The 20,453-nt window shown below is 60.0% G+C and carries 23 protein-coding genes; 12 read left to right on the forward strand and 11 right to left on the reverse strand.

Annotated features, from left to right (window positions below):
* Positions 1–247 precede the first annotated feature (247 nt).
* Positions 248–1,024: a ferredoxin--NADP reductase gene (locus A15D_RS01270; RefSeq protein ID WP_022985784.1), complete on the reverse strand. Its 777-nt coding sequence runs from the start codon at positions 1,022–1,024 to the stop codon at positions 248–250.
* Positions 1,025–1,173: 149 nt separating this feature from the next.
* Here A15D_RS01270 and A15D_RS01275 point away from each other — a divergent pair, with 149 nt between their 5' ends.
* Positions 1,174–2,058, forward strand: a complete 885-nt coding sequence (locus A15D_RS01275; RefSeq protein ID WP_102790460.1) for a LysR family transcriptional regulator — start codon at positions 1,174–1,176, stop codon at positions 2,056–2,058.
* Positions 2,037–2,570, forward strand: a complete 534-nt coding sequence (locus A15D_RS01280) for a M23 family metallopeptidase (protein ID WP_102790461.1) — start codon at positions 2,037–2,039, stop codon at positions 2,568–2,570. The genes A15D_RS01275 and A15D_RS01280 overlap by 22 nt, the downstream gene beginning before the upstream one ends.
* Before the next feature lies 1 nt (position 2,571).
* Here A15D_RS01280 and A15D_RS01285 read toward each other — a convergent pair whose 3' ends face one another.
* On the reverse strand, positions 2,572–4,275 hold the full coding sequence (locus A15D_RS01285) for an alkyl sulfatase dimerization domain-containing protein (RefSeq protein ID WP_102790462.1): 1,704 nt from the start codon (positions 4,273–4,275) through the stop codon (positions 2,572–2,574).
* Between the two features lie 89 nt (positions 4,276–4,364).
* On the opposite strand from A15D_RS01285, the gene A15D_RS01290 reads away from it, so the two are divergent.
* Complete coding sequence (locus tag A15D_RS01290) at positions 4,365–5,375, forward strand: AraC family transcriptional regulator (RefSeq protein WP_102790463.1); 1,011 nt, start codon at positions 4,365–4,367, stop codon at positions 5,373–5,375.
* Positions 5,376–6,158 carry an adenosylcobinamide-GDP ribazoletransferase gene (gene cobS, locus A15D_RS01295; protein ID WP_102790464.1) on the forward strand — a complete coding sequence of 261 codons (783 nt, stop codon included), beginning with the start codon at positions 5,376–5,378 and terminating at the stop codon, positions 6,156–6,158. It abuts the gene before it with no gap.
* A 142-nt stretch (positions 6,159–6,300) separates the two neighbouring features.
* Here the strand turns inward: cobS and A15D_RS01300 are convergent, their stop codons facing one another.
* The gene (locus A15D_RS01300; protein ID WP_102790465.1) at positions 6,301–7,092 is read right to left on the reverse strand and encodes a DUF3298 and DUF4163 domain-containing protein; all 792 of its coding nucleotides are present in this window, start codon (positions 7,090–7,092) and stop codon (positions 6,301–6,303) included.
* Positions 7,093–7,227: 135 nt separating this feature from the next.
* Here A15D_RS01300 and A15D_RS01305 point away from each other — a divergent pair, with 135 nt between their 5' ends.
* The 3 genes from A15D_RS01305 to A15D_RS01315 all read left to right on the forward strand — a co-directional run bounded on the left by A15D_RS01305 (position 7,228) and on the right by A15D_RS01315 (position 8,683).
* Complete coding sequence (locus tag A15D_RS01305) at positions 7,228–7,674, forward strand: YtoQ family protein (protein ID WP_102790466.1); 447 nt, start codon at positions 7,228–7,230, stop codon at positions 7,672–7,674.
* Between the two features lie 145 nt (positions 7,675–7,819).
* Positions 7,820–8,281 (forward strand): hypothetical protein, encoded by a 462-nt coding sequence (locus A15D_RS01310; protein ID WP_022985776.1) that lies wholly within the window; start codon positions 7,820–7,822, stop codon positions 8,279–8,281.
* 39 nt (positions 8,282–8,320) lie between these two features.
* A complete protein-coding gene (locus A15D_RS01315) occupies positions 8,321–8,683 on the forward strand; it encodes an STAS/SEC14 domain-containing protein (RefSeq protein WP_022985775.1) in 363 nt (120 codons plus the stop codon).
* A 19-nt stretch (positions 8,684–8,702) separates the two neighbouring features.
* On the opposite strand, the gene A15D_RS01320 is transcribed toward A15D_RS01315, so the two are convergent.
* The 4 genes from A15D_RS01320 to A15D_RS01335 all read right to left on the reverse strand — a co-directional run bounded on the left by A15D_RS01320 (position 8,703) and on the right by A15D_RS01335 (position 11,287).
* Positions 8,703–9,143 (reverse strand): SRPBCC family protein, encoded by a 441-nt coding sequence (locus tag A15D_RS01320; RefSeq protein ID WP_102790467.1) that lies wholly within the window; start codon positions 9,141–9,143, stop codon positions 8,703–8,705.
* A 19-nt stretch (positions 9,144–9,162) separates the two neighbouring features.
* Positions 9,163–10,050 (reverse strand): NmrA/HSCARG family protein, encoded by an 888-nt coding sequence (locus tag A15D_RS01325; RefSeq protein ID WP_102790468.1) that lies wholly within the window; start codon positions 10,048–10,050, stop codon positions 9,163–9,165.
* A gap of 74 nt (positions 10,051–10,124) precedes the next feature.
* Complete coding sequence (locus A15D_RS01330) at positions 10,125–10,355, reverse strand: hypothetical protein (RefSeq protein ID WP_102790469.1); 231 nt, start codon at positions 10,353–10,355, stop codon at positions 10,125–10,127.
* 92 nt (positions 10,356–10,447) lie between these two features.
* Complete coding sequence (locus A15D_RS01335; protein ID WP_102790470.1) at positions 10,448–11,287, reverse strand: hypothetical protein; 840 nt, start codon at positions 11,285–11,287, stop codon at positions 10,448–10,450.
* Positions 11,288–11,437: 150 nt separating this feature from the next.
* On the opposite strand from A15D_RS01335, the gene A15D_RS01340 reads away from it, so the two are divergent.
* Positions 11,438–12,205, forward strand: a complete 768-nt coding sequence (locus A15D_RS01340; protein ID WP_022985769.1) for an ABC transporter substrate-binding protein — start codon at positions 11,438–11,440, stop codon at positions 12,203–12,205.
* 14 nt (positions 12,206–12,219) lie between these two features.
* Here the strand turns inward: A15D_RS01340 and recG are convergent, their stop codons facing one another.
* Complete coding sequence (gene recG, locus A15D_RS01345; protein WP_102790471.1) at positions 12,220–14,316, reverse strand: ATP-dependent DNA helicase RecG; 2,097 nt, start codon at positions 14,314–14,316, stop codon at positions 12,220–12,222.
* Positions 14,317–14,411: 95 nt separating this feature from the next.
* Positions 14,412–15,314, reverse strand: coding sequence for a hydrogen peroxide-inducible genes activator (locus tag A15D_RS01350; RefSeq protein WP_022985767.1), 903 nt, complete (start codon positions 15,312–15,314; stop codon positions 14,412–14,414).
* A gap of 210 nt (positions 15,315–15,524) precedes the next feature.
* Between A15D_RS01350 and A15D_RS01355 the strand changes: the two genes are divergently transcribed.
* The 4 genes from A15D_RS01355 (at position 15,525) to A15D_RS01370 (ending at position 19,187) form a co-directional block, all read left to right on the forward strand.
* On the forward strand, positions 15,525–16,370 hold the full coding sequence (locus A15D_RS01355; protein WP_102790472.1) for an NAD-dependent epimerase/dehydratase family protein: 846 nt from the start codon (positions 15,525–15,527) through the stop codon (positions 16,368–16,370).
* Between the two features lie 385 nt (positions 16,371–16,755).
* A complete protein-coding gene (purE, locus tag A15D_RS01360) occupies positions 16,756–17,247 on the forward strand; it encodes a 5-(carboxyamino)imidazole ribonucleotide mutase (RefSeq protein WP_022985764.1) in 492 nt (163 codons plus the stop codon).
* A gap of 44 nt (positions 17,248–17,291) precedes the next feature.
* Positions 17,292–18,398: a 5-(carboxyamino)imidazole ribonucleotide synthase gene (locus A15D_RS01365; RefSeq protein WP_102790473.1), complete on the forward strand. Its 1,107-nt coding sequence runs from the start codon at positions 17,292–17,294 to the stop codon at positions 18,396–18,398.
* Between the two features lie 207 nt (positions 18,399–18,605).
* Positions 18,606–19,187: a TVP38/TMEM64 family protein gene (locus A15D_RS01370; protein ID WP_031226621.1), complete on the forward strand. Its 582-nt coding sequence runs from the start codon at positions 18,606–18,608 to the stop codon at positions 19,185–19,187.
* A 324-nt stretch (positions 19,188–19,511) separates the two neighbouring features.
* Here A15D_RS01370 and A15D_RS01375 read toward each other — a convergent pair whose 3' ends face one another.
* Both A15D_RS01375 and A15D_RS01380 read right to left on the reverse strand, forming a co-directional pair.
* Positions 19,512–19,748, reverse strand: coding sequence for a DUF2789 domain-containing protein (locus tag A15D_RS01375; RefSeq protein WP_022985761.1), 237 nt, complete (start codon positions 19,746–19,748; stop codon positions 19,512–19,514).
* A gap of 204 nt (positions 19,749–19,952) precedes the next feature.
* Positions 19,953–20,339, reverse strand: a complete 387-nt coding sequence (locus A15D_RS01380; protein WP_102790474.1) for a RidA family protein — start codon at positions 20,337–20,339, stop codon at positions 19,953–19,955.
* Positions 20,340–20,453 lie beyond the last annotated feature (114 nt).

A 20,453-nucleotide genomic window follows, 5' to 3' on the forward strand; every position in this document is an offset into this window, starting at 1 on the left:
CACCGCGTATACATAAACAGCCATTGCATGCTGCGCGCAGGAGGGTGTGATCCCCACCCCCGTTTCTTGTTTTTCTCTCTCCGGTTTACGTATCCGCAGCAGCGGGAATATCCGGGCTCTCTGACATTCTTGGCGGAAACGGTGGTGATTCGCCGACAGTCTGGCCCGTTGCAGCGGCCGGTGGCGCCAGCAAAAAGGGCCGCAATGCGGCCCTTTTTTTATGGCGTGTTGTCGCGACGCGTATTGTCTACTTCTCCACAAACGCCCGCTCGATCACGTACTCACCCAGTTCGCCGCCACGGGTTTCCTTGAACCCCCAGTCGTCGAGGATGGCGGTGGTGTCCTTGAGCATGGCCGGGCTGCCGCACAGCATGAAGCGGTCGTTTTCAAGGCTCGGCTTGGGCAGACCCAGGTCCTCGAAGAGTTTGCCGCTGGTCATCAGGTCGGTGAGGCGGCCCTGGTTGCGGAACGGCTCACGGGTGACCGTGGGGTAGTACAGCAGCTTGCCTTTCAGGAATTCACCAAAGAACTCATTGTTGGGCAGTTCGTTTTCGATGGTGTCCTGATAGGCCAGTTCGGAGACATGACGCACACCGTGGGTCAGGATCACCCGGTCGAACTGGTCGTAAATCTCCGGGTCACGGATGATGCTCATGAACGGGGCCAGGCCGGTGCCGGTGGACAGCAACCACAGGTTCTTGCCGGGCAGCAGGTGGTCTGCCACCAGGGTGCCTGTGGGCTTGCGGCTCACATAGATCTTGTCGCCCGGCTGAATTTTCTGCAGCTGTGACGTCAGTGGGCCGTCCTGCACCTTGATGCTGAAGAACTCCAGTTCTTCTTCATAGTTGGCGCTGGCAATGGAGTAGGCGCGCAGCAGCGGGCGGCCATTGTCCTGCTCCAGACCAATCATGGTGAAATGCCCGTTCTTGAAACGGAAACCCGGGTCCCGGCTGGTAGTAAAGCTGAACAGGGTATCGTTCCAGTGACGAACGCTTGTGACGGTTTCAGTATTCAGATTAGACATAGTTAAATCAGCGCTTATTCCAAAATTCCAGTTGGTGGAAATTTAATCGAAATGGATTTATCGGTAAAATGGGTTGTTCCGATATTTGATATCGACAAAATCGATATCTATTAACGATAACGATTATCATTTAATCATGGAAATCGATCATGCGCTACACCCTCAGGCAGCTGGAAGTGTTTCTGGCCATTGCGCATTTTGAGAATGTGAGCCATGCAGCCAGCCATTTGAATATGTCCCAGTCTGCGGCGTCCGGTGCGCTCAAGGAGTTGGAAAGCCTCTACGAGGTGAAGTTTTTCGAGCGTGCCGGCAAGCGCCTCAAGCTCAATGAGCTGGGCCGCCAGTTCTGGCCACGGGCAGAGGCGCTGCTGGCCCAGGCCCGGGAACTGGAGTCGGACTTGCAGTCTCACCGGGATTTGGGGCGCTTGAATGTGGGGGCGACCCTGACGATCGGTAACTATCTGGCGGTGGCCATCATGGCCGAATACATGGCAGAGCAACCGGGCGCACGGGTACATCTGGAGGTGGCCAATACCCGCGCCATCGTCGACCGGGTGCTTACCTTCGAGCTGGATCTGGGCCTGATTGAAGGGGAGTTGAATCACCCGGATCTGGAATTGCTGCCCTGGTGTGATGATGAGTTGGTGGTGTTTTGTAGCCCGGAGCATGCGTTAGCGGGTAAGGGAGCGCTTACAGACGACGACCTCAGGGCGGCCCACTGGATTGTGCGCGAATCCGGCTCTGGCACCCGGCAGACCTTCGAGCGGGCGCTGCACGGGCTGGTGCCAGAGCTGGATCTGGCCCTGGAGCTGGAGCATACCGAGGCCATCAAACGGGCGGTGGAGGCCGGGCTGGGGATCAGCTGCCTGTCGCGGGTTTGCCTCAAGGAAGCGTTTAAACGGGGCTCGCTGGTGGAGTTGCCGGTGCCGCACCGGGACTTCAACCGGGAGTTTTACTTTGTCCTGCACCGGCAGAAATACCGTAGCCCGGGCATTGAACGGTGGTTGGAACTATGTCGCGATTCCGTACGGTAATCCGGCGCGGCCTGTGGGGGCTGCTGGCCTTGCTGATCATTGGGCTGTTGCTGCCAGAGGGGCGGCATATTCCCGTGCAGGGGGCGGATAGCCACGATTGGCATCCGCAAACCTTCTGGTATCACCCCTGGGGGAAATCCGGGGTCCACAAGGGCGTGGATATCTTTGCCCCGGCGGGTACCCCGGTGGTCGCCAGCAGTGGCGGTCTGGTGCTGTATCGCGGTGACGTGTCCCGCGGCGGCAAGGTGGTGCTGATACTGGGGCCGAAATGGCGGCTGCATTACTACGCCCACTTGCAGAGCATTGCTGACAGTGGGGTGTGGTTGGCAGCGGGTGAGTCGGTGGGTTCGGTGGGGGACAGTGGCAATGCGGCGGGTAAGCCGCCGCACCTCCACTATTCCCTGCTCAGCCTGTTGCCGATGCCGTGGCGCCGGGATGCCGCACCGCAGGGTTGGAAGAAGATGTTCTTTCTCGACCCCACGGCACATTTCACCCTCGATCGCGACGGTTGAATCAGTCGATCTTCTCGAAGTAACCCAGCACTTTCATGGCGGACAGGGTGCTTCCGTCGATATCCAGGGCCTCGCCGGCAAGGGCGGTGGCGGGGCTCTGGATGCCGGCAGCAATGGCCTTCCAGGTGGCTTCGGTGGTGTCGAGCGTGGCGACCACATCGTCATCAATGCCGGTGTGAACCTTGGCCACGCCACGACGAATACGCAGTGTGAATTGCTTATTGCTGTCACGGAAGGCGTAACCCAGCGCTACGTTCTCGTCGAGTGTGTCTTCCGCCTTTAGCAGTGCCGGCATGGCCTGGAGGAAATTCTCGATGGGCAGGGTGGCCAGGAAGTCCTCGCTCATTTGTGTACGGAAAGCCGGATTCAACCCGTCCGCGACTTCACGGGCAACGGTGAAGTAATAGTTGCGGGCATTGGGATTGGCTTCTTTTTCACCGAGCTGGCGCAGCGCATCCGCGCGCAGGGTTTTGACGGCATCGTCATCCGGTTTGAGCAGCATCAGATGATCACTGAGATCCAGCGCCCATTGGGCATCCTGATTCGCCAATGCCTGTCGGGCTTTGTCCAGCAGGGCATCGCGGCCTCCGGCCAGCTCCGCCATGCGTCGGGCTTCTTCCTCTTCCGCCAGCGGTTGCAGTTCGCTGGGGTTACCGCTGAACCAGCCCAGGTAGCCGTCAAACACCGAGCGCACCGACCAGCTGACCTTGCCATAGAACTCCTGTAGCCAGGGGTTGCTGGCCAGGTGCTCGGGCAGGTGCACCTTTTCCACAATTTGATCCGGGGTCAGTCCCAGATTCATGTAGCGCAGGGTCTGGTCGTGAACAAAGTTGATGGCATCACTGTAGTCGGTGAGTAGCTGTGCCACCTTGTCTGCGCCGTGAACCGGGCGGGTGTGGCTGGGGACAAGGTGCTCGGCACCCAGTTCGCGAATCGTATCGAGACTGTTGGCCCACTGCTTCACGTCCCGATAATAGGTACCGCGAATGGTGTAGAGATTGGGAAAGGTCTGATAAATGTTATCGCCGGTCAGCACGGTACGCTTTTCCGGCAGCCAGACAAACAGTTGATCTTCGGTTTCACCGGGAGCGTGGACCAGTTCGATCTGCAGGCCGGCGATGTTGACGGACAGCGAGTCCTTGAAGGTGTGCGTGGGCGGCAAGGCATAGAGCTGGCTGTCCGGGGTTATGCCCAGATGGGGGCCGATACCGTCATTGATGTGTTCGCCGTGAGGCAGGTGGTTGCCAAACATGCGCATGGAACGCGCGGTGATAATCGGCCGGATCTGATTGACCACCCGGTTGATGTAATAACTGGTGCTCTCATGGGCATAGACCGGGATGTCATTTCCTTCGGCAAACGCCGCTGCGCCGAACACATGGTCGGTATGGTTATGGGTGTAGATGATGGCCTTGACGGGCTTGTCGGTGAGGGTACGGAATGCGGCGAGCACTTCACGGGCTTCTTCTTCCGTTTCCATGGTGTCGACGATGATGATGCCATCGTCCCCTTCCAGCATAATGGAATTGGCTAGCCCGTAACCGATGGCCACATAGACTCCGTCGGTGACTTTTTCGACGCCTTTTCGGAACAGGTCGCTATGGGCCTTGAGTGCCTCCGGGGCGAGCTGGGTCGTACTGGTGGGCAAGGGCTCTTCGCCGCACGCCGCCAACAGGGCGGCAAACACAACAAACAGGTAGCGCATGATGTTCTCTTGTCTTGTGGATGATCCCCGCAGGCTAGTGCCGACTCGATCGTTGGCAAAGGTTCCGGCTGGCCAGAGTGCGGTGCTTCGTGGCCACTGATTCCATGGCCTCTACCACGGTGGCCGCCTGGCCTTTGGCCGTGCTGGAAACCCTCAATGGCTATGGGGTGGACGGGGTCGCCTTGATCAGGGAGGCGGGGCTGGATCTGGATGCCTTGAAGGCCAACCCCGGTGGCCGGGTCCCCACGGCCGCCATGACCCGGTTATGGACATTGGCTGCCGAACGCAGCGGCGAACCGGCGATAGGGTTGCAGGTGGGCAAAACATCGTTGCCCATGCATCTGCGAGTGATGGGGTTGCTGATTCAGACGGCGCCAACCATTGGCCATATTCTGGACGTGGCGGTGCGTTACCAGCGGTTGATTTCCACCGGCGTGATCGTGCGGTTACAGCAACGGCCGGAGGCGGTGGGGCTGGAAATCTGCTGCTTGCCGGATGTGGTTCTCCATCCCGCATCAATTGATGCCTTCGTGGCAGCGCATGTGGGTAATCTGCGACGGCTTTATCCCGAGGGCGGCGTCTCTCAGGTCACGCTGCAGCGTACTGCCCCTGCCAGCGCCGCTGCCTGGCAAGCGGTGCTGGGTTGCCCGGTGCTGTTCCAGCAGCAGGGGAATATCGTCTGGCACTCGCGGGAGTGTCTGCAGCAACCTTTGCTGCTGGGGGATGCGGGCCTGTGGCACCAGCATGAACAATTGGCCAGCAAGGAGCTGGAAGCGCTGGATGCCACCCCGCCACTGATCCTCACCCTGCAAGGGTTGTTACGGGCCCAGGGGGATGCCGTGCCCGGCCTGGCGGCACTGGCGGCGGCGGTGTCCATGAGTGAGCGTTCCTTGCGGCGGCGTCTGTCAGAGTTGGGCAGTGGTTACCGCCAGTTGGTGGATGGCTGGCGCGCCGAGCGTGCAGCACAACTGGTTCGCGGTGGCGACAGCCTGGCAGAGGTGGCGCATCGATTGGGGTTTTCTGACGCCAGCAATTTCAGTAAGGCATTTCGTCGCTGGTACGGTGTTAGCCCGGATACCTTTCGACAGCAGGATTCATGAATGACTGAGCAGCAAACGACGGCCGCAGGCCTGCGCCGGGAATGGCAGGCGTTCTGGTTGGCGATGGGCTTTCTTACCCGGATCCCGGTGCCGGTGACAGTGGATTACAGTCAGCGGTTGATGAACCAGTGCAGTGTCTATTTTCCGCTGGTAGGGCTGTTGTTGGGTGGGCTGTATGCGGGGCTCTATACGCTGCTGGCCGGGTTCTGGTCGCCGCAGGTGTGTGTGCTGCTGGTGTTGGGCTTTCACCTGTGGATTACCGGCGCCTTCCATGAAGATGGCATGGCTGATTGTGCTGATGGGCTGGGCGGTGGCTATACCGTGGCGCGGCGCCTGGAGATCATGAAGGATAGCCGGATCGGCACCTACGGGGCGGTGGCGTTGGGGGTGACACTGGCATTGAAGATCGCCTTGCTGACCGACACGCAGCCGGTGTGGCTTGCCCTGCTGCTGGCCCCGGCCATCAGTCGCCTGACGCCGTTGTGCCTGATGCGAGCGCTGGTCTATGTCAGTGACCCGGACACCAGCAAGAGCAAGCCTGTGGCAGAAGGCTTCAGTGGCCAGCGGCTGGGGGTGGCGGTGGCCGGTGTGGCGGCGCTGGCACTGGTGACCGGCGTAGCGTTGGAAGCACTGGTGGCGGTGGTATCCGTTGTGCTGGTGTGGGGCGCCATGTTGCGTCGCAGCCTGGGCGGTTACACCGGCGATGCGCTCGGCGCCAGTGTGATTCTGTCAGAGCTGGTTTTCCTGCTGATGCTGGTGCAGGGCCAGGAAGGACGATTCTAGGGCGCCTTGCAGGTGATTCTACGCCCACAAGCGGGGCAATGAGAGTGGGAGCGGTCGTCCAGCCGCGATGGCCTTGCCCGGCTTTTTTTCGCGGTGGAACCACCGCTCCCACCGGCTGGCTCTTGTCCTGAACCCGGCAAGGTCAAGGCAGATAGGTGTCTCGGATCACGCCTTCCAGTGCGTCGTAGCGCAGCGTCAGCTCCGGTTGCCCCATGGCGTAGGGCGCGATGTGGTAGACGTTATAGAGCAGCACCAGTCCCTGTTCGCTGAAGTACGCCTGGTCGGTCTGGTCAAACGGCCAGCTGTCGCGGAAGTTCTGGTCCAGTTTCTGTTGGTCCAGCCATTGAGTGTGGGCGTCACGGGCCAGTGCCCAGAAGGTGTCCTGCTGACCGGGGACGATCAGATCGTCGAGGGCGAGCCGTTGCTGGCGGGCCAGATCCCAGTGGAAAAAGGTCACGGCCGGGTTGCCGTGGGCGCCGCCGGTGTATTCATGGCTTTCGATGCGCAGGGTGAGCAGGTCGCCACGTCGGGATTCCTTGCTTAGCCTGGCGGACAGGCTCCAGCCCTGGGAGCCCATGGCCATGTCGGCGGCATCGGCCAGGAACGCCTCGGCCAGTCCTTCAATGGTTCCGTCATGGGTGGCGTCGCCTTCCTGTTGTACCAGTACGGCCGCCAAACGGTTTTCGATCGCCTGGTTCAGCTCTGGCTGGTCTTCGAAAGTGATCCATTCGATGCTGACTCGAGCACAATGCTCACCATCGCACTGAGGGTCGGTACGGTCCAGGTTGTGCAGTACCCGCACCAGTTGGCCGGGAGCTTTCGCGGCGGTAGAGGGGCTTGCCGTGTCGCCTGTGGCGGACGGCGAGGGGTCGTTATTGCTGTCACATCCTGCCAGCAGTATTACACCTAGCAAGAACACAATTGTCATACGCATGGGACACCCTTCATTCCTACCCGAAAAACTGCAGGCATTTAACGGCAGCCAACGGTCGGGTTCAAGGGGCGTTTTTGCAACCCGGCTCCGCTGTCACTATGCTGCCACGCACTGAAACCCAAGGGAGACACCGCGATGAGCTTCTGGACTGTTTATCTTTCCGGCGAAATTCATACCGACTGGCGTGAGCGTATCATTCAGGGCTGTGCTGACAAGGAGCTGGATATCGAATTCAGCAGTCCGGTGACGGATCATGAAGCCAGTGACAAGGTTGGGGTGAATATCCTTGGGGCGGAAGAAAAGCGCTTCTGGGAAGACCGCCTTGGCGCGGGCATTAACGGTATGCGTACCCGCAAACTGATTGATGAAGCGGACCTGGTGGTAGTGCGCTTTGGGCCCAAGTACAAGCAGTGGAATGCGGCGTTTGATGCAGGCTACACCGCCGCCTTGGGCACCCCGATGATTATCCTGCATGACGAAGAGCATGATCACCCCCTCAAGGAAGTGGACGCCGCGGCGGATGCGGTGGCCCGCACACCCGAGCAGGTCGTGGAGATGCTTGCCTACATCCTTAACGCCTGATCGTTCGCCTTTCTGTTGCCCCCCGCAGGCCGGTGTCTGTGGGGTGTTGCACCGGGTAATTAACCTGGTTTTGCAAATTCCCGGGAGTCATCTTCGCCTTTTGTCTGTCACAGTGAAGACAAGCGAAGAATCAAGGAGAGCTCCCATGACCCACAAAATCCTGGCCGCTGCCACCCTGATGCTGGTGACGACCGCCGCTGCCTGGGCGGACAGTACCGAAGGTGTGCCCAACATCAAGACGCCGGAACCGGAGAAAGTGGAAGTCCAGATGGAAGAGTCCATGGAGGACATCCGCGAGTATTCTGTTGAGCAGAAAAACGAAGCCATGCAGGTGGCTCGCCATGCGCTGGATGAACTGCAACAGCAGATGACCCTGCTGCAGGCGGATATCGACAGCCGGTGGCAGGAACTTTCCCAGGATGCCAGACTGCAAAAGCAGGAAGCCCTGTCGGCATTGAAGCAGGAACAGAAAGAGCTGGAAACCCGCTATCAGTCCATGCAGGAAGCCGGCAAGGAAAACTGGGATGCAGCCAAACAGCAATTTCAGGAAAGCTGGGCGGCAGCCAAACAAAACTGGCGGGCCCTGACGGCAGGCAACGAATCCTGATGGGACGATAGCTACGACAGTGATACAGGGGAGGCATGTATGCTGACGCTGATTCCCTTCGACGATAGCCGGGTGGTAGGTGCGCGGATTTCCGGAAAAATTACCCGCCCGGAATTCGAAACGGTGGCTGCCGCACTGGAGACGGCGCTGGAAAAACACGACAAGGTGCGGTTTTACGCAGAAATGGAAACCTTTGGTGGTGTGGCTATGGATGCCCTGTTTGAAGACTTGAAGTTTGGTCTTCGCCACTGGAGGCAGTTTGAGCGCGAGGCCGTGGTCACCGACTCAGACTGGCTGCGCCGGCTGGGCGTGTTGGCCGACAAGCTGCTGCCGGGCATCGATGTTCAGGTGTTTCCCCGCGACCAGCTGGACGCAGCCAAACTCTGGATCTGTGAGGGCTGAATCAGGCGCCCCATGAGGGTTACTCGCTGTCCAGCAAGCCGGCCAGGTGTGACAGGCAAAAACGGTACATTTGCTCGGCGCCCTGGCGGGCTTTCTCTACCTTGTCTGCAGGGGCGTTGTTGCCGGCCCGAAAATCGGCCTGCCAAGTCACCTTGCAGCCACCACCGGCGGCGCCCAGTACCGTGACCGTGGCGACAAAGTCGGCACTGGCGCTGACCCCCGGGGCCTTGAGGATACGGTAGGAAAACTGCCGTGCATCGTCGTCATACCCCACCAGTTCCTCCACCACCTCACCTCCGGTGGCCGTGGCCACGGTGCGGATCGCGCCGACGCCTTCCCCTTCTACAGTGCAGCCGGTAACGCCGGGCAACCAGCTCTGCAGATCGGCAAAATCGTGGATGCGCTGCCACACGGTGTTGGCGCTCTGCGTGTAGCAGTGTTCAGCATGAATGGCGGGCATGGTGGTCTCCGTAATGAATTCAGGCCGGGGTATTAAGGCGCTGGCGCAGGAAAGATTCGAACGAGGTCAGGAACGGGAATTGCTGTTGCAGTGGCGCCAACGGGAAGCGCCAGCGTACCTCGTTATTCCAGACATATTGCCGTGCGGCTTCTGCGTTACTCAGGCGCAGGGCCCATAACGGGACCTTGATCGGCAGCGGTCGCTTGCCGGTTACATGGCGGTAGATCGCTTTCATGTCCGCCACGGTCAGCACATCACTGGCCAGGTCCAGTTTCTGGCCAAGCCAGGTCTCTGGCGCGGCGAAAATCGCCGCGCTGACGCGGGCAATGTCTTCCACGGTCACCATGTGAAACGGCACATCCTTGTTCAGGCAGCCGTCCAGGGTGGCCAGCACCAGGGCTGGGTTTATGGCTTTTTTGCCCTTGTTGCCCATCACCGGTTCGAAAAAGTTCTCCATAAAGAACACTTCGCGGAGCATGGTGAAGGGGAGTGACAGGGATTCGATGTGCTGCTCGATTTCCCACTTGCTGGCGAAGTGCAGCACGTCGCCGGCTTCTTCGCAGCCGGCGACGGACGTTTGCAGGAAATGTTGTACACCGGCGGCGGCAGCCGCATCGGCCAGGCGCTTGCCCTGCTCGATCTCGCGGTCATAACCCACACCTTTTTCCCAGAAATTCTGCACGGCGAAGACGCCATAACAGTCCTTGCAAGCCAGCTGCAGGGAAACGCTGTCGTCGAGATCACCGGCCACCACTTCCACGCCCCGGTGGTAGAGCGCACGGGCGGAGGGCTTGTCCGGGTTGCGGGTGAGCGCGCGAACGGCAAAACCCTGCTCCAGCAGCAGGGGAATGAGCGCGCCACCCTGGGCGCCGGTGGCACCGGTGACGAGAATGCGTTTGTTGGCCATAAAGGGTCCTGCTCAGAACTTGTCGGTTCTGAGCAGGATAGCGTGAGCGCGCCGGACAACAATGACGAAAACCGTCAGCAAGTTGATGAAAGTCGCCGCCGGCTGCCCATAACGCACGAAGGGCCTTTCGGCCCTTCGATATCGTCGCTGTGCAGGGGAGCCTGCCAGTCATCGAATTCGTCCAGAGCCTGACGCCAGTCCAGTCGCGGGCGCAGTTGTCCGCGGGGTGCCTGATGGGCACCCCCCTTGCGCATCAATGGGTCCATTGCCGCCCAGTTGCGCAGGGGTTTCGGGCCTTTGGCCATGGGGAGTACCTCCTGAAGATGAATGAAGCCCGCCAGCCAGTCTGGCGAGGGCGCGCGATCATACGCTTGCCCCGCCCCCCGTGCCAGCGAAATCAGTGTGTCCAGGACAGGTAAAAATGTGCCCCGCTTAAACGGTTGTCGTAGCGGAATTTGAAGTCGGAGGTGGTTTCGGTAACGACCAGACTATCAGTGGCCAGGCCGATACCTGCCCCGAGCCCTTTCCACAACCGGTATTCCATGCCCACTTCAATATCGGTAAACATGCCGCGCCAGTCGTCGTACTCCAGATAGAACCCCTCGCCACGCAGGTACCAATAAAGTTTGGGGTTAACCTGATAATTCAGGCCAAAGCCCAGGGTGGGTAGCGGAAGGGTGGTTGCGGCGTTTTCTGTGCGCTGGCTTGACGGGGTCCCCAGGGGGGTGTTGAGCACATTCAGATCGATAGCGAAGCGGGAGACATGCAACCCGGCCCCTGCCATGAGCTCCACCTTGTCGTTGTGGTAAAAAGACCAGTAATAACTGGCTTTGGATATATCATATTGCAGTGAACTGCTTACCCGGCTTCCTGCGGAAATGGTGATATCGTCTCCATCCGGGTTTACCCATTCCACATCGGATTCAAGGTGGCGCGTTGCACTGGAGTCTACTTTGTACCAGGACAGCACCACTTGGGATTTGGGGCTGAACCGGTAACGACCATTTACCTTGAAAACGGTGTTTTCCAGATCCAGGCCAAGGGTGTCGGCCGGCCGTAGTGCGGCGCCGGCGCCTGCATTGCGGCTGACCAGTGAAAGGGTGGTGTCTGCGCGAAACACGTGGTACCCCCCGGCGGTAATGGAGAATTTTTCGTCACCGGTCAGGTTGTCCGCCAGGGCGTTGACGGAAATCAGCAGGGACGCAAGTGTCACAATGGGGCTGAGGCTGGTGCGCATGAACAAATTCCTTTTGGCGGGCTCCGGTCCCGACATCCTGAACGAGAATGGCCGCGATGGGCAGGAAAAGGTTCAAATAATTGCATCGTTCGCACTCTCGAATGAGTACGATGATTACAGTTAACAGGTATCTGGCGTTAAGGAGTGTGCATGGGAATCTTACGACGATTGTGGCTGGTGGTATGGGTGGTGCTGGCAGGGTGCGCCAGTACCCATGAGACTCCGGGGAATCCGCTCAGGGTAGGAGTGATGGCCGATTATCCACCTATCGTTTTTTACCAGGAGGGTGAGCTGGCGGGACTGGAAGTGGATTTTGCCCATCAGCTCGGTGATGCGTTGGGTCGGCCGGTCCAGTTTATGGAGTATGACTTTTCCGGCTTGTTTGATGCTCTGGACCGTGGCGACATTGATTTGATCATGTCGGGTATTTCAATTACGGAAGAGCGACAACGTGATTACCTGTTCAGTTTGCCTTATACGTATATCGGTCAGATGGCCGTGGTCAGACTGGAGGACGCAGCCAAACTGGCGGCCCCGGGTGTACTACTCAGGGGCGGTTTTCGTATCGGGTTCAAGAACGGCACCACCGGGGAAGCGCTGGTCAATGCCCGTAGTGTTAATGGCGTCGGGTTTGATAGCAATGACGAGGCCATGATGGCGTTGTTGAATGGTGGCGTGGATGCCTACGTACATGATGCGCCGACAGTCTGGAATCTGGCGAACCGTCGTGAATATCAGGGAACGTTATTAGGGCTCTACAAGCCGCTTACGGAAGAGCCGTTGGCCTGGGTGTTGCGTCAGGACAATGTGCAATTGAAGAAAGAAGTGGATGACGTGCTGACCTTATGGATGAACAACGGTGAGCTGATGCGCTTGAAGCACAAGTGGATGCCAGTGAAAATTCTGGCGGGGGAATAGGCGCGTGCTTGCCATCAAATATCCGCGTAATCCTGGCCGCCCTTGAGCCAGCGCCGCAGGAGTGGGTCGACCAGCGAGGGGCACTCCTGCAGTAGCCGGTCAGCCACGTCGCGGGCCGGTTCCATCAACGCTTCGTCACGCACCAGATCGGCAATCCGGAACGCCAGGTCACCGGTCTGGCGGGTGCCCAGCCACTCGCCGGGACCTCGCAGTTTCAAATCTTCTTCAGCAATCACGAAGCCATCGGTGGTGTCACGCATGACCGCCAGGCGTTGTTTGCCGGTCAGCGATAGCGGGCTCTTGTAGAGCAGAAGGCAGTAACTCTGTTCGCCCCCCCGGCCTACCCGGCCCCGTAGCTGGTGCAGTTGTGCCAGTCCCAGCCGTTCGGCATTTTCCATCACCATCAGGGTAGCGTTGGGCACATCCACGCCGACCTCGATCACGGTGGTGGCGATCAGTAATTGGGCCTGGCCGGAGGAGAAGCGCGCCATGCGTTCCGCCTTTTCCTTGGCCTTCATGCGTCCGTGCACCAGTTCCACGGTCAGCTCAGGCAGCGCCGCCTGTAATTCCTCGTAGGTGGCCTCCGCGGCCTGGGCTTGCAGTTCTTCGGATTCCTCGATCAGAGTGCAAACCCAATACGCTTGTGTGCCGGCCTGACAGGCATCATTGATGCGTTCAATCACCTGGGGGCGACGCCCTTCCGGCAGCACCAGCGTATCGATGGGTTTGCGCCCCGGCGGCATTTCGTCGATCACCGATGTATCCAGGTCCCCGTACACACTCATGGCCAGGGTGCGGGGGATGGGTGTGGCCGTGAGTACCAGCTGATGGGGCACCTGTACCCCGTGGCGGGTCTCGAAGCGGCCTTTTTCCCGCAGGGCAAGACGCTGCTGGACGCCGAAGCGATGCTGTTCATCAATGATGGTCAGGCCCAGGCGATGAAACTGCACGGCATCCTGAAACAGGGCATGGGTGCCGACCACGATATTGGCGCTGCCATCGGCCAGGGCGGCGTTGGTCTCGCGGCGTGCCTTTGCCCCCAGGCTGCCGGCCAGCCAGTGCACCTCGATGCCCAGCGGCGCGAGCCACTGGCGGAAGTTGTCACGGTGCTGTTCGGCCAGCAGTTCGGTGGGGGCCATCAGTGCCACCTGGTAGCCGGCCTCAATGGCGGCCAGGGCGGCGGCGGCGGCCACCAGTGTCTTGCCGGAGCCCACGTCCCCTTGCACCAGCCGTAACATGGGATGAGGCTGTCCCATGTCTTTCATCAGTTCGGCGATGACCCGTTGTTGCGCCCCGGTCAGAGCGAAGGGCAGGCTGGCTTGCAAGCGATCGAACAGGGTGGTGCCGGTGAGCAGGGGGGCATGAAAGGCTTTCTGCCCGGCCCGTTTTTGCAGCATGCCGAGTTGGTGGGCCACCATCTCTTCCATCACCAGGCGCTGCACTGCCGGGTGCTGGCCTTCCAGCAGCAGATTGACCGGGTCATCCGGGCGCGGGTTGTGCAGCTTGCTCAAGGCGTCGGTGAGGCTGGGCAGGCCGCTCTGATCCAGCAGGGTGGAAGGAATCAGCTCGCGGGGCGGGTGTGCCTGCAAATACGCCAGAGCCTGGGTGGTGAGGTTGCGCAGGGTTTTCTGGCTGACGCCATCGGTAGTGGGATATACCGGTGTCAGCGCTTTTTCCAGCGGCGGTAGCGGCTGGTGGCCATGGGCGATCTGGTATTCGGGGTGATAAAACTCCAGGCCGGCGGCTCCCGGGCGGGGTTCGCCGTATACCCGGATCGGCCGACCCCGTTCCAGGTTGTTCTTCTGTGCGGCAGTGAAGTGATAAAAACGCAGCGTGACCATGCCGGTGCCGTCTGCCACCTTGCAGAGCAGGGAGCGGCGGCGGCCGAAGACCACATCGGCGGCCATGACTTCCCCTTCAATGACCACCCCGGTTTCCGGTCGCAGGCTGCCAATGGGGGTAATGCGGGTGCGGTCCTCGTAGCGAAAGGGCAGATGGAAGAGCAGGTCTTCCAGATTGTGCAGCCCCAGCTTGGTCAGTTTCTCGGCCGCAGCCGGTCCCACGCCCTTGAGGCGATTCAGTGGGAGGCTGGAGAGAGAATCACTGGCCATCAATAATGCGTTCCGTCAGCGAGTTGCGAGGAGCGAGTGTCGAAAGGCAAAACCGCTTTTGCACTTTGTCACCCGTCACTCGCGTGTCGACACGTTTACCCCGACAGTCCTTCCTTGGGCACGGCCTGGCGCAGTACCTCGATGGCCTTGGGGCGCGGGAAGCTGTCACGCCAGACCAGCGCAATGGTTCGTGACGGGACCGGCTCCTCGAAGGGACGAACGGTAAAGGTGTCTTTGTCATAGCCGTGCTGATAGAGCGCGGAGTTGGGCAACACCGTGACCCCGAGACCGCCGGCCACCATGTGGCGCAGGGTTTCCAGGGAGCCACCTTCGATCTGCACCAGGTTTTTCTGGCTTTGAGAATCGATGGCCGGGCACAGCTCCAGCACCTGGTCCCGGAAACAATGGCCTTCGCCCAGCAGCAGCAGGGTTTCGTTAAGCAGCTGTTCCGGGGCGATTTTCTTTTGCGAGGACCAGGCGTGGTCCTTGGGCAGCAATACCGAGAACGACTCTTCGTACATGCGTGCCCGCACCAGACCACCACCGGAGAACGGCAGCGCCACAATGATGGCATCCAGCTCGCCGTGTTCCAGTTTACGACGCAATACGTGGGTGTAGTTTTCCTCGATAAACAGAGGCATGTCCGGGGCCGCCTTGCGTACTCGAGGCACCATGGCCGGGAACAGATAGGGGGCGACAGTAAAAATGGCGCCAACACGCAGGGGGGAACCCAGTTGGTCACGCTGACTCAGGGCCATTTGCGACAGCAGGTCGGCTTGCTCCAGTACCCGCTGTGCCTGGGTGACGATGGGCTCCGCCTGCGGGGTCACCACCACTTCTCGGGGACGGCGCTCGAACAGGGGCATGCCAAGCTGTTCTTCCAGCTTCTTGATGGCGGCACTGAGGGTTGGCTGGCTGACGTTACAGGCCTGGGCGGCGTGGCCGAAATGGCGTTCACGGGCCAGGGCGACTAGATAGCGAAGTTCTGTTAATGTCATGGTGTCGATATGTTTAGTCGATGATGGCCCATTGTGCACCTCGTAGAACCTCGATGCTAGAGGGTCGGGCAGTTAACAGTTAACAGTTAACAGTGAATAGTTAACAGCTCGCGGAGCGGGTGTGGTACCAGATTTTGGGCTGTTGTGCCGCGGTTGCAGAATGCCGTGCGGCCAGCGGTTGTTAAACACGCGTTTTTAATTTGGAGCGATATGTCTCATATCCTGATTGCGGGTCTCGGGGATCTGGGCTCGGGGCTGGCGCAAGTGTTGTTGGCCGAGGGGCATCGGGTCAGTGCCATCCGCCGCGGGCAGCAGTGTCCGGCAGGGGTGGAGTTGTATAGCCAGGATCTCACTGAGGGCGCGGCCATGTTGCCGCCGGATCAGGTGGATCTGCTGGTGATCATCATGACGCCGTCCGAGTACAGCGAAGCGGGTTACCTGAAGGCGTTCGTGCGGGCGCCGCTGACCTTGCTGGATGCCCTGGCCCAACAACAACCCCTGCCGCCAGTGGTGTTTGTGTCCAGCAGTGCCGTCTTCGGTGAACTGGCCGGCGAGGTGGATGAGCTAACGTCGCCCAGGCCGTCCCGCTATAACGGCAAGGTATTGCTGGCCGCGGAAGAGGAAATCAGCGCCCGCAGCATGGCCACGGTGGTACGCTTCACCGGTATCTATGGGCCTGGCCGCTATCGCCAGATCGACAAGGCGGCGCGGTTGGCCAGGGGCGAAGAGGCCCTGCCGGCGTCTCAGTGGACTAACCGTATCCACCGCGATGACTGCGTGGGCCTGCTGCAATGTGTGGTGAGCGGCTGGCTGGAGGGGCAGGAGATGCCGCCGCTGGTGGTGGGTACGGACTCGGTGGGTGGCCGTAATCTGGATGTGTTGCAGTGGTTGGCACAGCAGCAAGGGCTAAGCCTGGAGGTTCCCGGCGATACGCTCGACGCCCCCCCCGCCGGCAAACAGGTTAGAAGTCGGTATATATCTCAAGGTCACTACACCCTCAAGTATCCCGGTTACCGGGAAGGGTATGCTCAGGTGCTGGCGGAGAGGGATAGTTGAAAGTTTAAAGTTGAAAGTTCAAAAGGGGCTGGTGGTGTCCCCCTATGTGGGAGCCGGCCTGCCGGCGATTTTGAGCTTTCCGGCCTGAATCGCTTGCAGGCAAGCTCCCACAGGATGGGCAATCAGGCTGTTGGCTGCATGCCGGGCCCACGTTTTAACGTTCACCTTGTTCCCTTGAACGGCTCTTGAAGCGCATTTCCGGCGTTTTCACGCTAAAATCGCCCTCCTGTCGGGCAATGACGGTTTCGTTGGTCATTTTTTCGCCGTCAGACTTGCCTCCGGCGCTGGCATTAGTAAAGTGTGCGCCTCAAATTTTATCCGTGGCGGTGCCAGACCCTCCTGAAGCGCCGCAAAGGCCCGTGGTGGGCGCAATGGAGAGATGTGCATGAGTACACCGGTTGCCGTGGTAATGGGCTCCCAATCCGATTGGGAAACCATGAAAGAAGCCTGTGACGCCCTGACCCAGTTCGGTGTTGGCTGGAAAGCCGAGGTGGTCTCTGCCCACCGCACCCCCCAGCGCATGTACGACTTCGCCAAAAGTGCCCATGAAAACGGCTACAAGGTCATCATCGCCGGTGCCGGTGGTGCGGCTCACCTGCCGGGCATGATCGCCGCCCTGACCCCGCTGCCAGTGCTCGGTGTGCCGGTGAAAAGCCGGACCCTGTCTGGCTGGGACAGCCTGTTGTCCATCGTGCAGATGCCCAAGGGCGTGGCGGTGGGTACCCTGGCGATCGGCGCGGCCGGGGCCTGGAATGCCGGGCTGCTGGCGTCGCAGATGCTGGCAGCGGAGAATCCAGAGCTGCTGAACAAGATTGCTGAATGGAAAGCCTCGCGTGCTGACGAGGTGCTGGCCAACGCGGAGCTGGGCCAGGGCTAGGCCCGACCCTCAATTCGCCCCTGCTTGTGACTAACGGATCTGCTATGAATCGCGTACTCGTTCTTGGTGGTGGCCAGCTTGGCCTGATGATGGCGGAGGCCGCAGCCCGGCTGGGGCTGGTGGTGGACCGTTACGATCCGGAGCGAGCGCTGCTGCTGCCAGGCACCTCTGATCTGGCGGTACCGGTCAGCTGGGAAGAATGCCAGGAGCGTTACCCGGTGATTACCGTGGAGCGCGAAGCGTTTCCGGAAGAGGGCCTGTCGGCGGATCTGGCCAGAAGCGACCGCTGCGTGGCCCGCGGTGCCCTGCAGGTGATCCCGGATCGCTTCACCCAGAAATCCATGCTCGACAAGCTGGGCATCCCCACCGCGCCCTGGGTCACCCTGGACAAGGCAGAGGATCTGCAGGCGGCTGTCGCGCAGTTTGGCGGTGTGGTGGTGAAAGCCCGCACCGGCGGCTATGACGGTCGTGGCACCTGGATTGTGGGCGAAGGGGGTGATCTCTCTTCCGTGCCTGCGGCAGAGCTGGCCGGCAAAGCCATCATCGAGCAAAAGATTCCCTTCCGCCGTGAACTGTCCATCGTGGGGGCGCGCAGTATTAGCGGCGAAACCCTGTTCTACCCGCTGACCCGCAACTGGCATGTGGACGGTATCCTGCGCCTGAGTCTGGCACCAGCCAATGCTTGTAGTGATCTGCAGAAGCCAGCGGAACAGATGCTCAAGGGCATCATGGAAGAACTGGATTATGCCGGTGTCATGGCGGTGGAGTTCTTCGAAGTGGATGGCCAGTTGATGGTCAACGAAATTGCCCCGCGGGTGCACAACTCCGGTCACTGGACTCACGAAGGCGCGGACTGGTCCCAGTTCGACCTGCACGTCCACGCCCTGGCCGGAGTGCCGCTGCACGCGCTCAACGTCCATGGCCCCTCTGCCATGGTTAACCTGATCGGCACGCCTTTCGAAAGCGCCTGGTTGCAACACCCGGGTGTGGTGCACTGGTACGGAAAGAGCGTGCGACCGGGCCGCAAGGTGGGCCATGCCAACCTGGTGGCGGGTACTCTGGAAGGGTTACGAAAGGGCCTGGATGCCTGGGCCGACGTGCTTCCGGAAGGCTATCAGGCAGTTCTGGATTCCGAGTTGGGGCTGGGCTGATCGCCTGGCTTTTGCCTTGCGGCATCTGGCTCAACACTTTAATCGCTTGCAGGCAAGCTCCCACAGGGGGCAGGTTGCCCTGCCTGTAGGCGACGGGGGCTGACTGAGAGGCGCTGTCAGTGACAGGGTCATGCTGCCTTCACATTCTCTCCCGTGGCCAATGGGGTACACTCACGGCTGACTGCAATCAGGATGCTTGTCGTGCCCATGTCACTCTCTTCACTCACGCTCACGCGCTATCGTCGATTGATCATGCTCGTCATGATCGTGGCACTGGTGCTGATCACGGTTGAGCTTAGCGGCCTGCGGGAGCAGATGTCGGTATCCTTTCTGCGTGCCCAGCTTGAAGCCAATCCGGTCACGGGTGTGCTCGCCTTTGTGCTGGTGTTTGTGATCGGTAACCTGATTCAGCTGCCCGGCTGGATTTTCCTTGTGGCGGCGATCCTTGCGCTGGGTACCGTGATGGGGGGGCTGGTTACCTATCTGGCGGCGGTTACGTCATGCCTGGTCACCTTCACGCTGGTGCGTGGGCTGGGTGGTAATGCCCTGAGAGAAATCAACAATCCCTGGGCGAAGAGTATTCTGGCCCGGCTGGATACCCACCCGATTCGCAGCGTGGCACTGCTGCGGATCCTGCTTCAGACCATGCCCGCGTTGAATTACACCCTGGGGCTCAGCGGTGTGCCTCTGCGCCCCTATCTTGTCGGTACCCTGATTGGGTTACCGATACCTATTGCGTTGTACTGCCTGTTTTTCGACAGAGTTCTATTGTTGCTGCCGATCGGGTAGATACAAGCTTCAAGTTTCAAGCTGCAACGCGAATTGAGGCTGTGCCACGCAAAACACGACAGTGCTCGCGCACCCACTTCGGGGCTGCCTCTGTAGGAGCTTGCCTGCAAGCGATCCGAGCGATAGCGAGGTTTGCAGTTGAGTTGCGAGTGTTTTGCCTTTCGAAACCCGCTACTCATCACTCGTTTCTGGAATCTTTACCTTCGCCAAGGCTCGGATCGCTTGCAGGCAAGCTCCCACAGCGGAGATGCTTTTGAAAGCTCAAAGCTCAAAGCTCAAAGCTCTAAGCTCAAAGCTCAAAGCTCAAAGCTCAAAGCTGCCCCTTCAATGTCTTAACAGGGCGCTGAGCGAGTCCACCACTTCTGCCCAATCCGCATCTTCGCGCACGGCCTCTGCCAGGAATTTCGACTGGGAGGGGTTCCAGAATGGGGCTTGATGAAGGTGCATGCTGTCAGCCAGCTGGCCACCGTGTTGGTGGATGAAGTCTTCGATATCGTCGTCGCTGTTGGCCAGCCCGAGCTGGGCAAACAGGGTGTTGAGGTCGTGGGTGGCGGTATCCATATCGCTCTCCCTTGCTTGATGTGATTACGCTGTAATGCTGCTGCGGACTCCTGTCCTTGGCATTGCGTTATTGATATTGCGCTTTTTCAACGGAGCTGTCCCCCCCTGCGTTGGTCTTAATGGAGGAACGCCGTTCATCCTGTGGGCCGAAAACAACAACGCCCGCGCGAAGCGGGCGTTTACTCCAGTGTGTGCGGGTAAGGCTCAGGCGATATCCATGATCCCGTCCATTTCCACCTGGGCGCCCTTGGGCAGCGCGGCGACGCCGATGGCGGCTCGGGCTGGGTAGGGCTGCTTGAAGTGGCGTGCCATGACTTCGTTCACCAGGGCGAAGTGGCTCAGATCAGTGAGGAAGATATTCAGTTTCACGATGTCCTGCAGGTTGCCACCAGCGGCTTCGCAGACTGCCGTCAGGTTGCTGAAGACCTGCTCGATCTGCGCTTCCATGTCACCTTCCACCAGCTCCATGGTGTCCGGAACCAGGGGAATCTGGCCAGACAGATAAACGGTAGAGCCGGCCTTGATGGCCTGGGAGTAGGTGCCAATGGCTTGCGGTGCCTTGTCGGTGCTGATGACGGAATGGTTAGACATGATGCGTTCTTCGTCGGTTGAGCCCCGGCCATGGCCGTCAGGCGAAATAAGGAAGCGGCTATGCTGGCATGCCGCCCGCCGGCACGCAATACCGCCCACATCCCTGCTGTGGGG

This window comes from Alcanivorax sp. MD8A (assembly GCF_002888555.1).
In the GTDB taxonomy this organism is placed as follows: Bacteria; Pseudomonadota; Gammaproteobacteria; order Pseudomonadales; family Alcanivoracaceae; genus Alcanivorax.

Coding starts and splice junctions, on each gene's coding strand:
- purE (WP_022985764.1), top strand. CDS start 16,756: ATGAGTACACCGGTTGCCGTGGTAATGGGCTCCCAATCCGATTGGGAA.
- A15D_RS01315 (WP_022985775.1), top strand. CDS start 8,321: ATGCTGACGCTGATTCCCTTCGACGATAGCCGGGTGGTAGGTGCGCGG.
- A15D_RS01370 (WP_031226621.1), top strand. CDS start 18,606: ATGTCACTCTCTTCACTCACGCTCACGCGCTATCGTCGATTGATCATG.
- A15D_RS01340 (WP_022985769.1), top strand. CDS start 11,438: ATGGGAATCTTACGACGATTGTGGCTGGTGGTATGGGTGGTGCTGGCA.
- A15D_RS01380 (WP_102790474.1), bottom strand. CDS start 20,339: ATGTCTAACCATTCCGTCATCAGCACCGACAAGGCACCGCAAGCCATT.
- A15D_RS01355 (WP_102790472.1), top strand. CDS start 15,525: ATGTCTCATATCCTGATTGCGGGTCTCGGGGATCTGGGCTCGGGGCTG.
- A15D_RS01280 (WP_102790461.1), top strand. CDS start 2,037: ATGTCGCGATTCCGTACGGTAATCCGGCGCGGCCTGTGGGGGCTGCTG.
- A15D_RS01310 (WP_022985776.1), top strand. CDS start 7,820: ATGACCCACAAAATCCTGGCCGCTGCCACCCTGATGCTGGTGACGACC.
- A15D_RS01350 (WP_022985767.1), bottom strand. CDS start 15,314: ATGACATTAACAGAACTTCGCTATCTAGTCGCCCTGGCCCGTGAACGC.
- A15D_RS01375 (WP_022985761.1), bottom strand. CDS start 19,748: ATGGATACCGCCACCCACGACCTCAACACCCTGTTTGCCCAGCTCGGG.
- A15D_RS01270 (WP_022985784.1), bottom strand. CDS start 1,024: ATGTCTAATCTGAATACTGAAACCGTCACAAGCGTTCGTCACTGGAAC.
- A15D_RS01320 (WP_102790467.1), bottom strand. CDS start 9,143: ATGCCCGCCATTCATGCTGAACACTGCTACACGCAGAGCGCCAACACC.
- cobS (WP_102790464.1), top strand. CDS start 5,376: ATGACTGAGCAGCAAACGACGGCCGCAGGCCTGCGCCGGGAATGGCAG.
- A15D_RS01365 (WP_102790473.1), top strand. CDS start 17,292: ATGAATCGCGTACTCGTTCTTGGTGGTGGCCAGCTTGGCCTGATGATG.
- recG (WP_102790471.1), bottom strand. CDS start 14,316: ATGGCCAGTGATTCTCTCTCCAGCCTCCCACTGAATCGCCTCAAGGGC.
- A15D_RS01330 (WP_102790469.1), bottom strand. CDS start 10,355: ATGGCCAAAGGCCCGAAACCCCTGCGCAACTGGGCGGCAATGGACCCA.
- A15D_RS01285 (WP_102790462.1), bottom strand. CDS start 4,275: ATGCGCTACCTGTTTGTTGTGTTTGCCGCCCTGTTGGCGGCGTGCGGC.
- A15D_RS01300 (WP_102790465.1), bottom strand. CDS start 7,092: ATGCGTATGACAATTGTGTTCTTGCTAGGTGTAATACTGCTGGCAGGA.
- A15D_RS01325 (WP_102790468.1), bottom strand. CDS start 10,050: ATGGCCAACAAACGCATTCTCGTCACCGGTGCCACCGGCGCCCAGGGT.
- A15D_RS01335 (WP_102790470.1), bottom strand. CDS start 11,287: ATGCGCACCAGCCTCAGCCCCATTGTGACACTTGCGTCCCTGCTGATT.
- A15D_RS01305 (WP_102790466.1), top strand. CDS start 7,228: ATGAGCTTCTGGACTGTTTATCTTTCCGGCGAAATTCATACCGACTGG.
- A15D_RS01275 (WP_102790460.1), top strand. CDS start 1,174: ATGCGCTACACCCTCAGGCAGCTGGAAGTGTTTCTGGCCATTGCGCAT.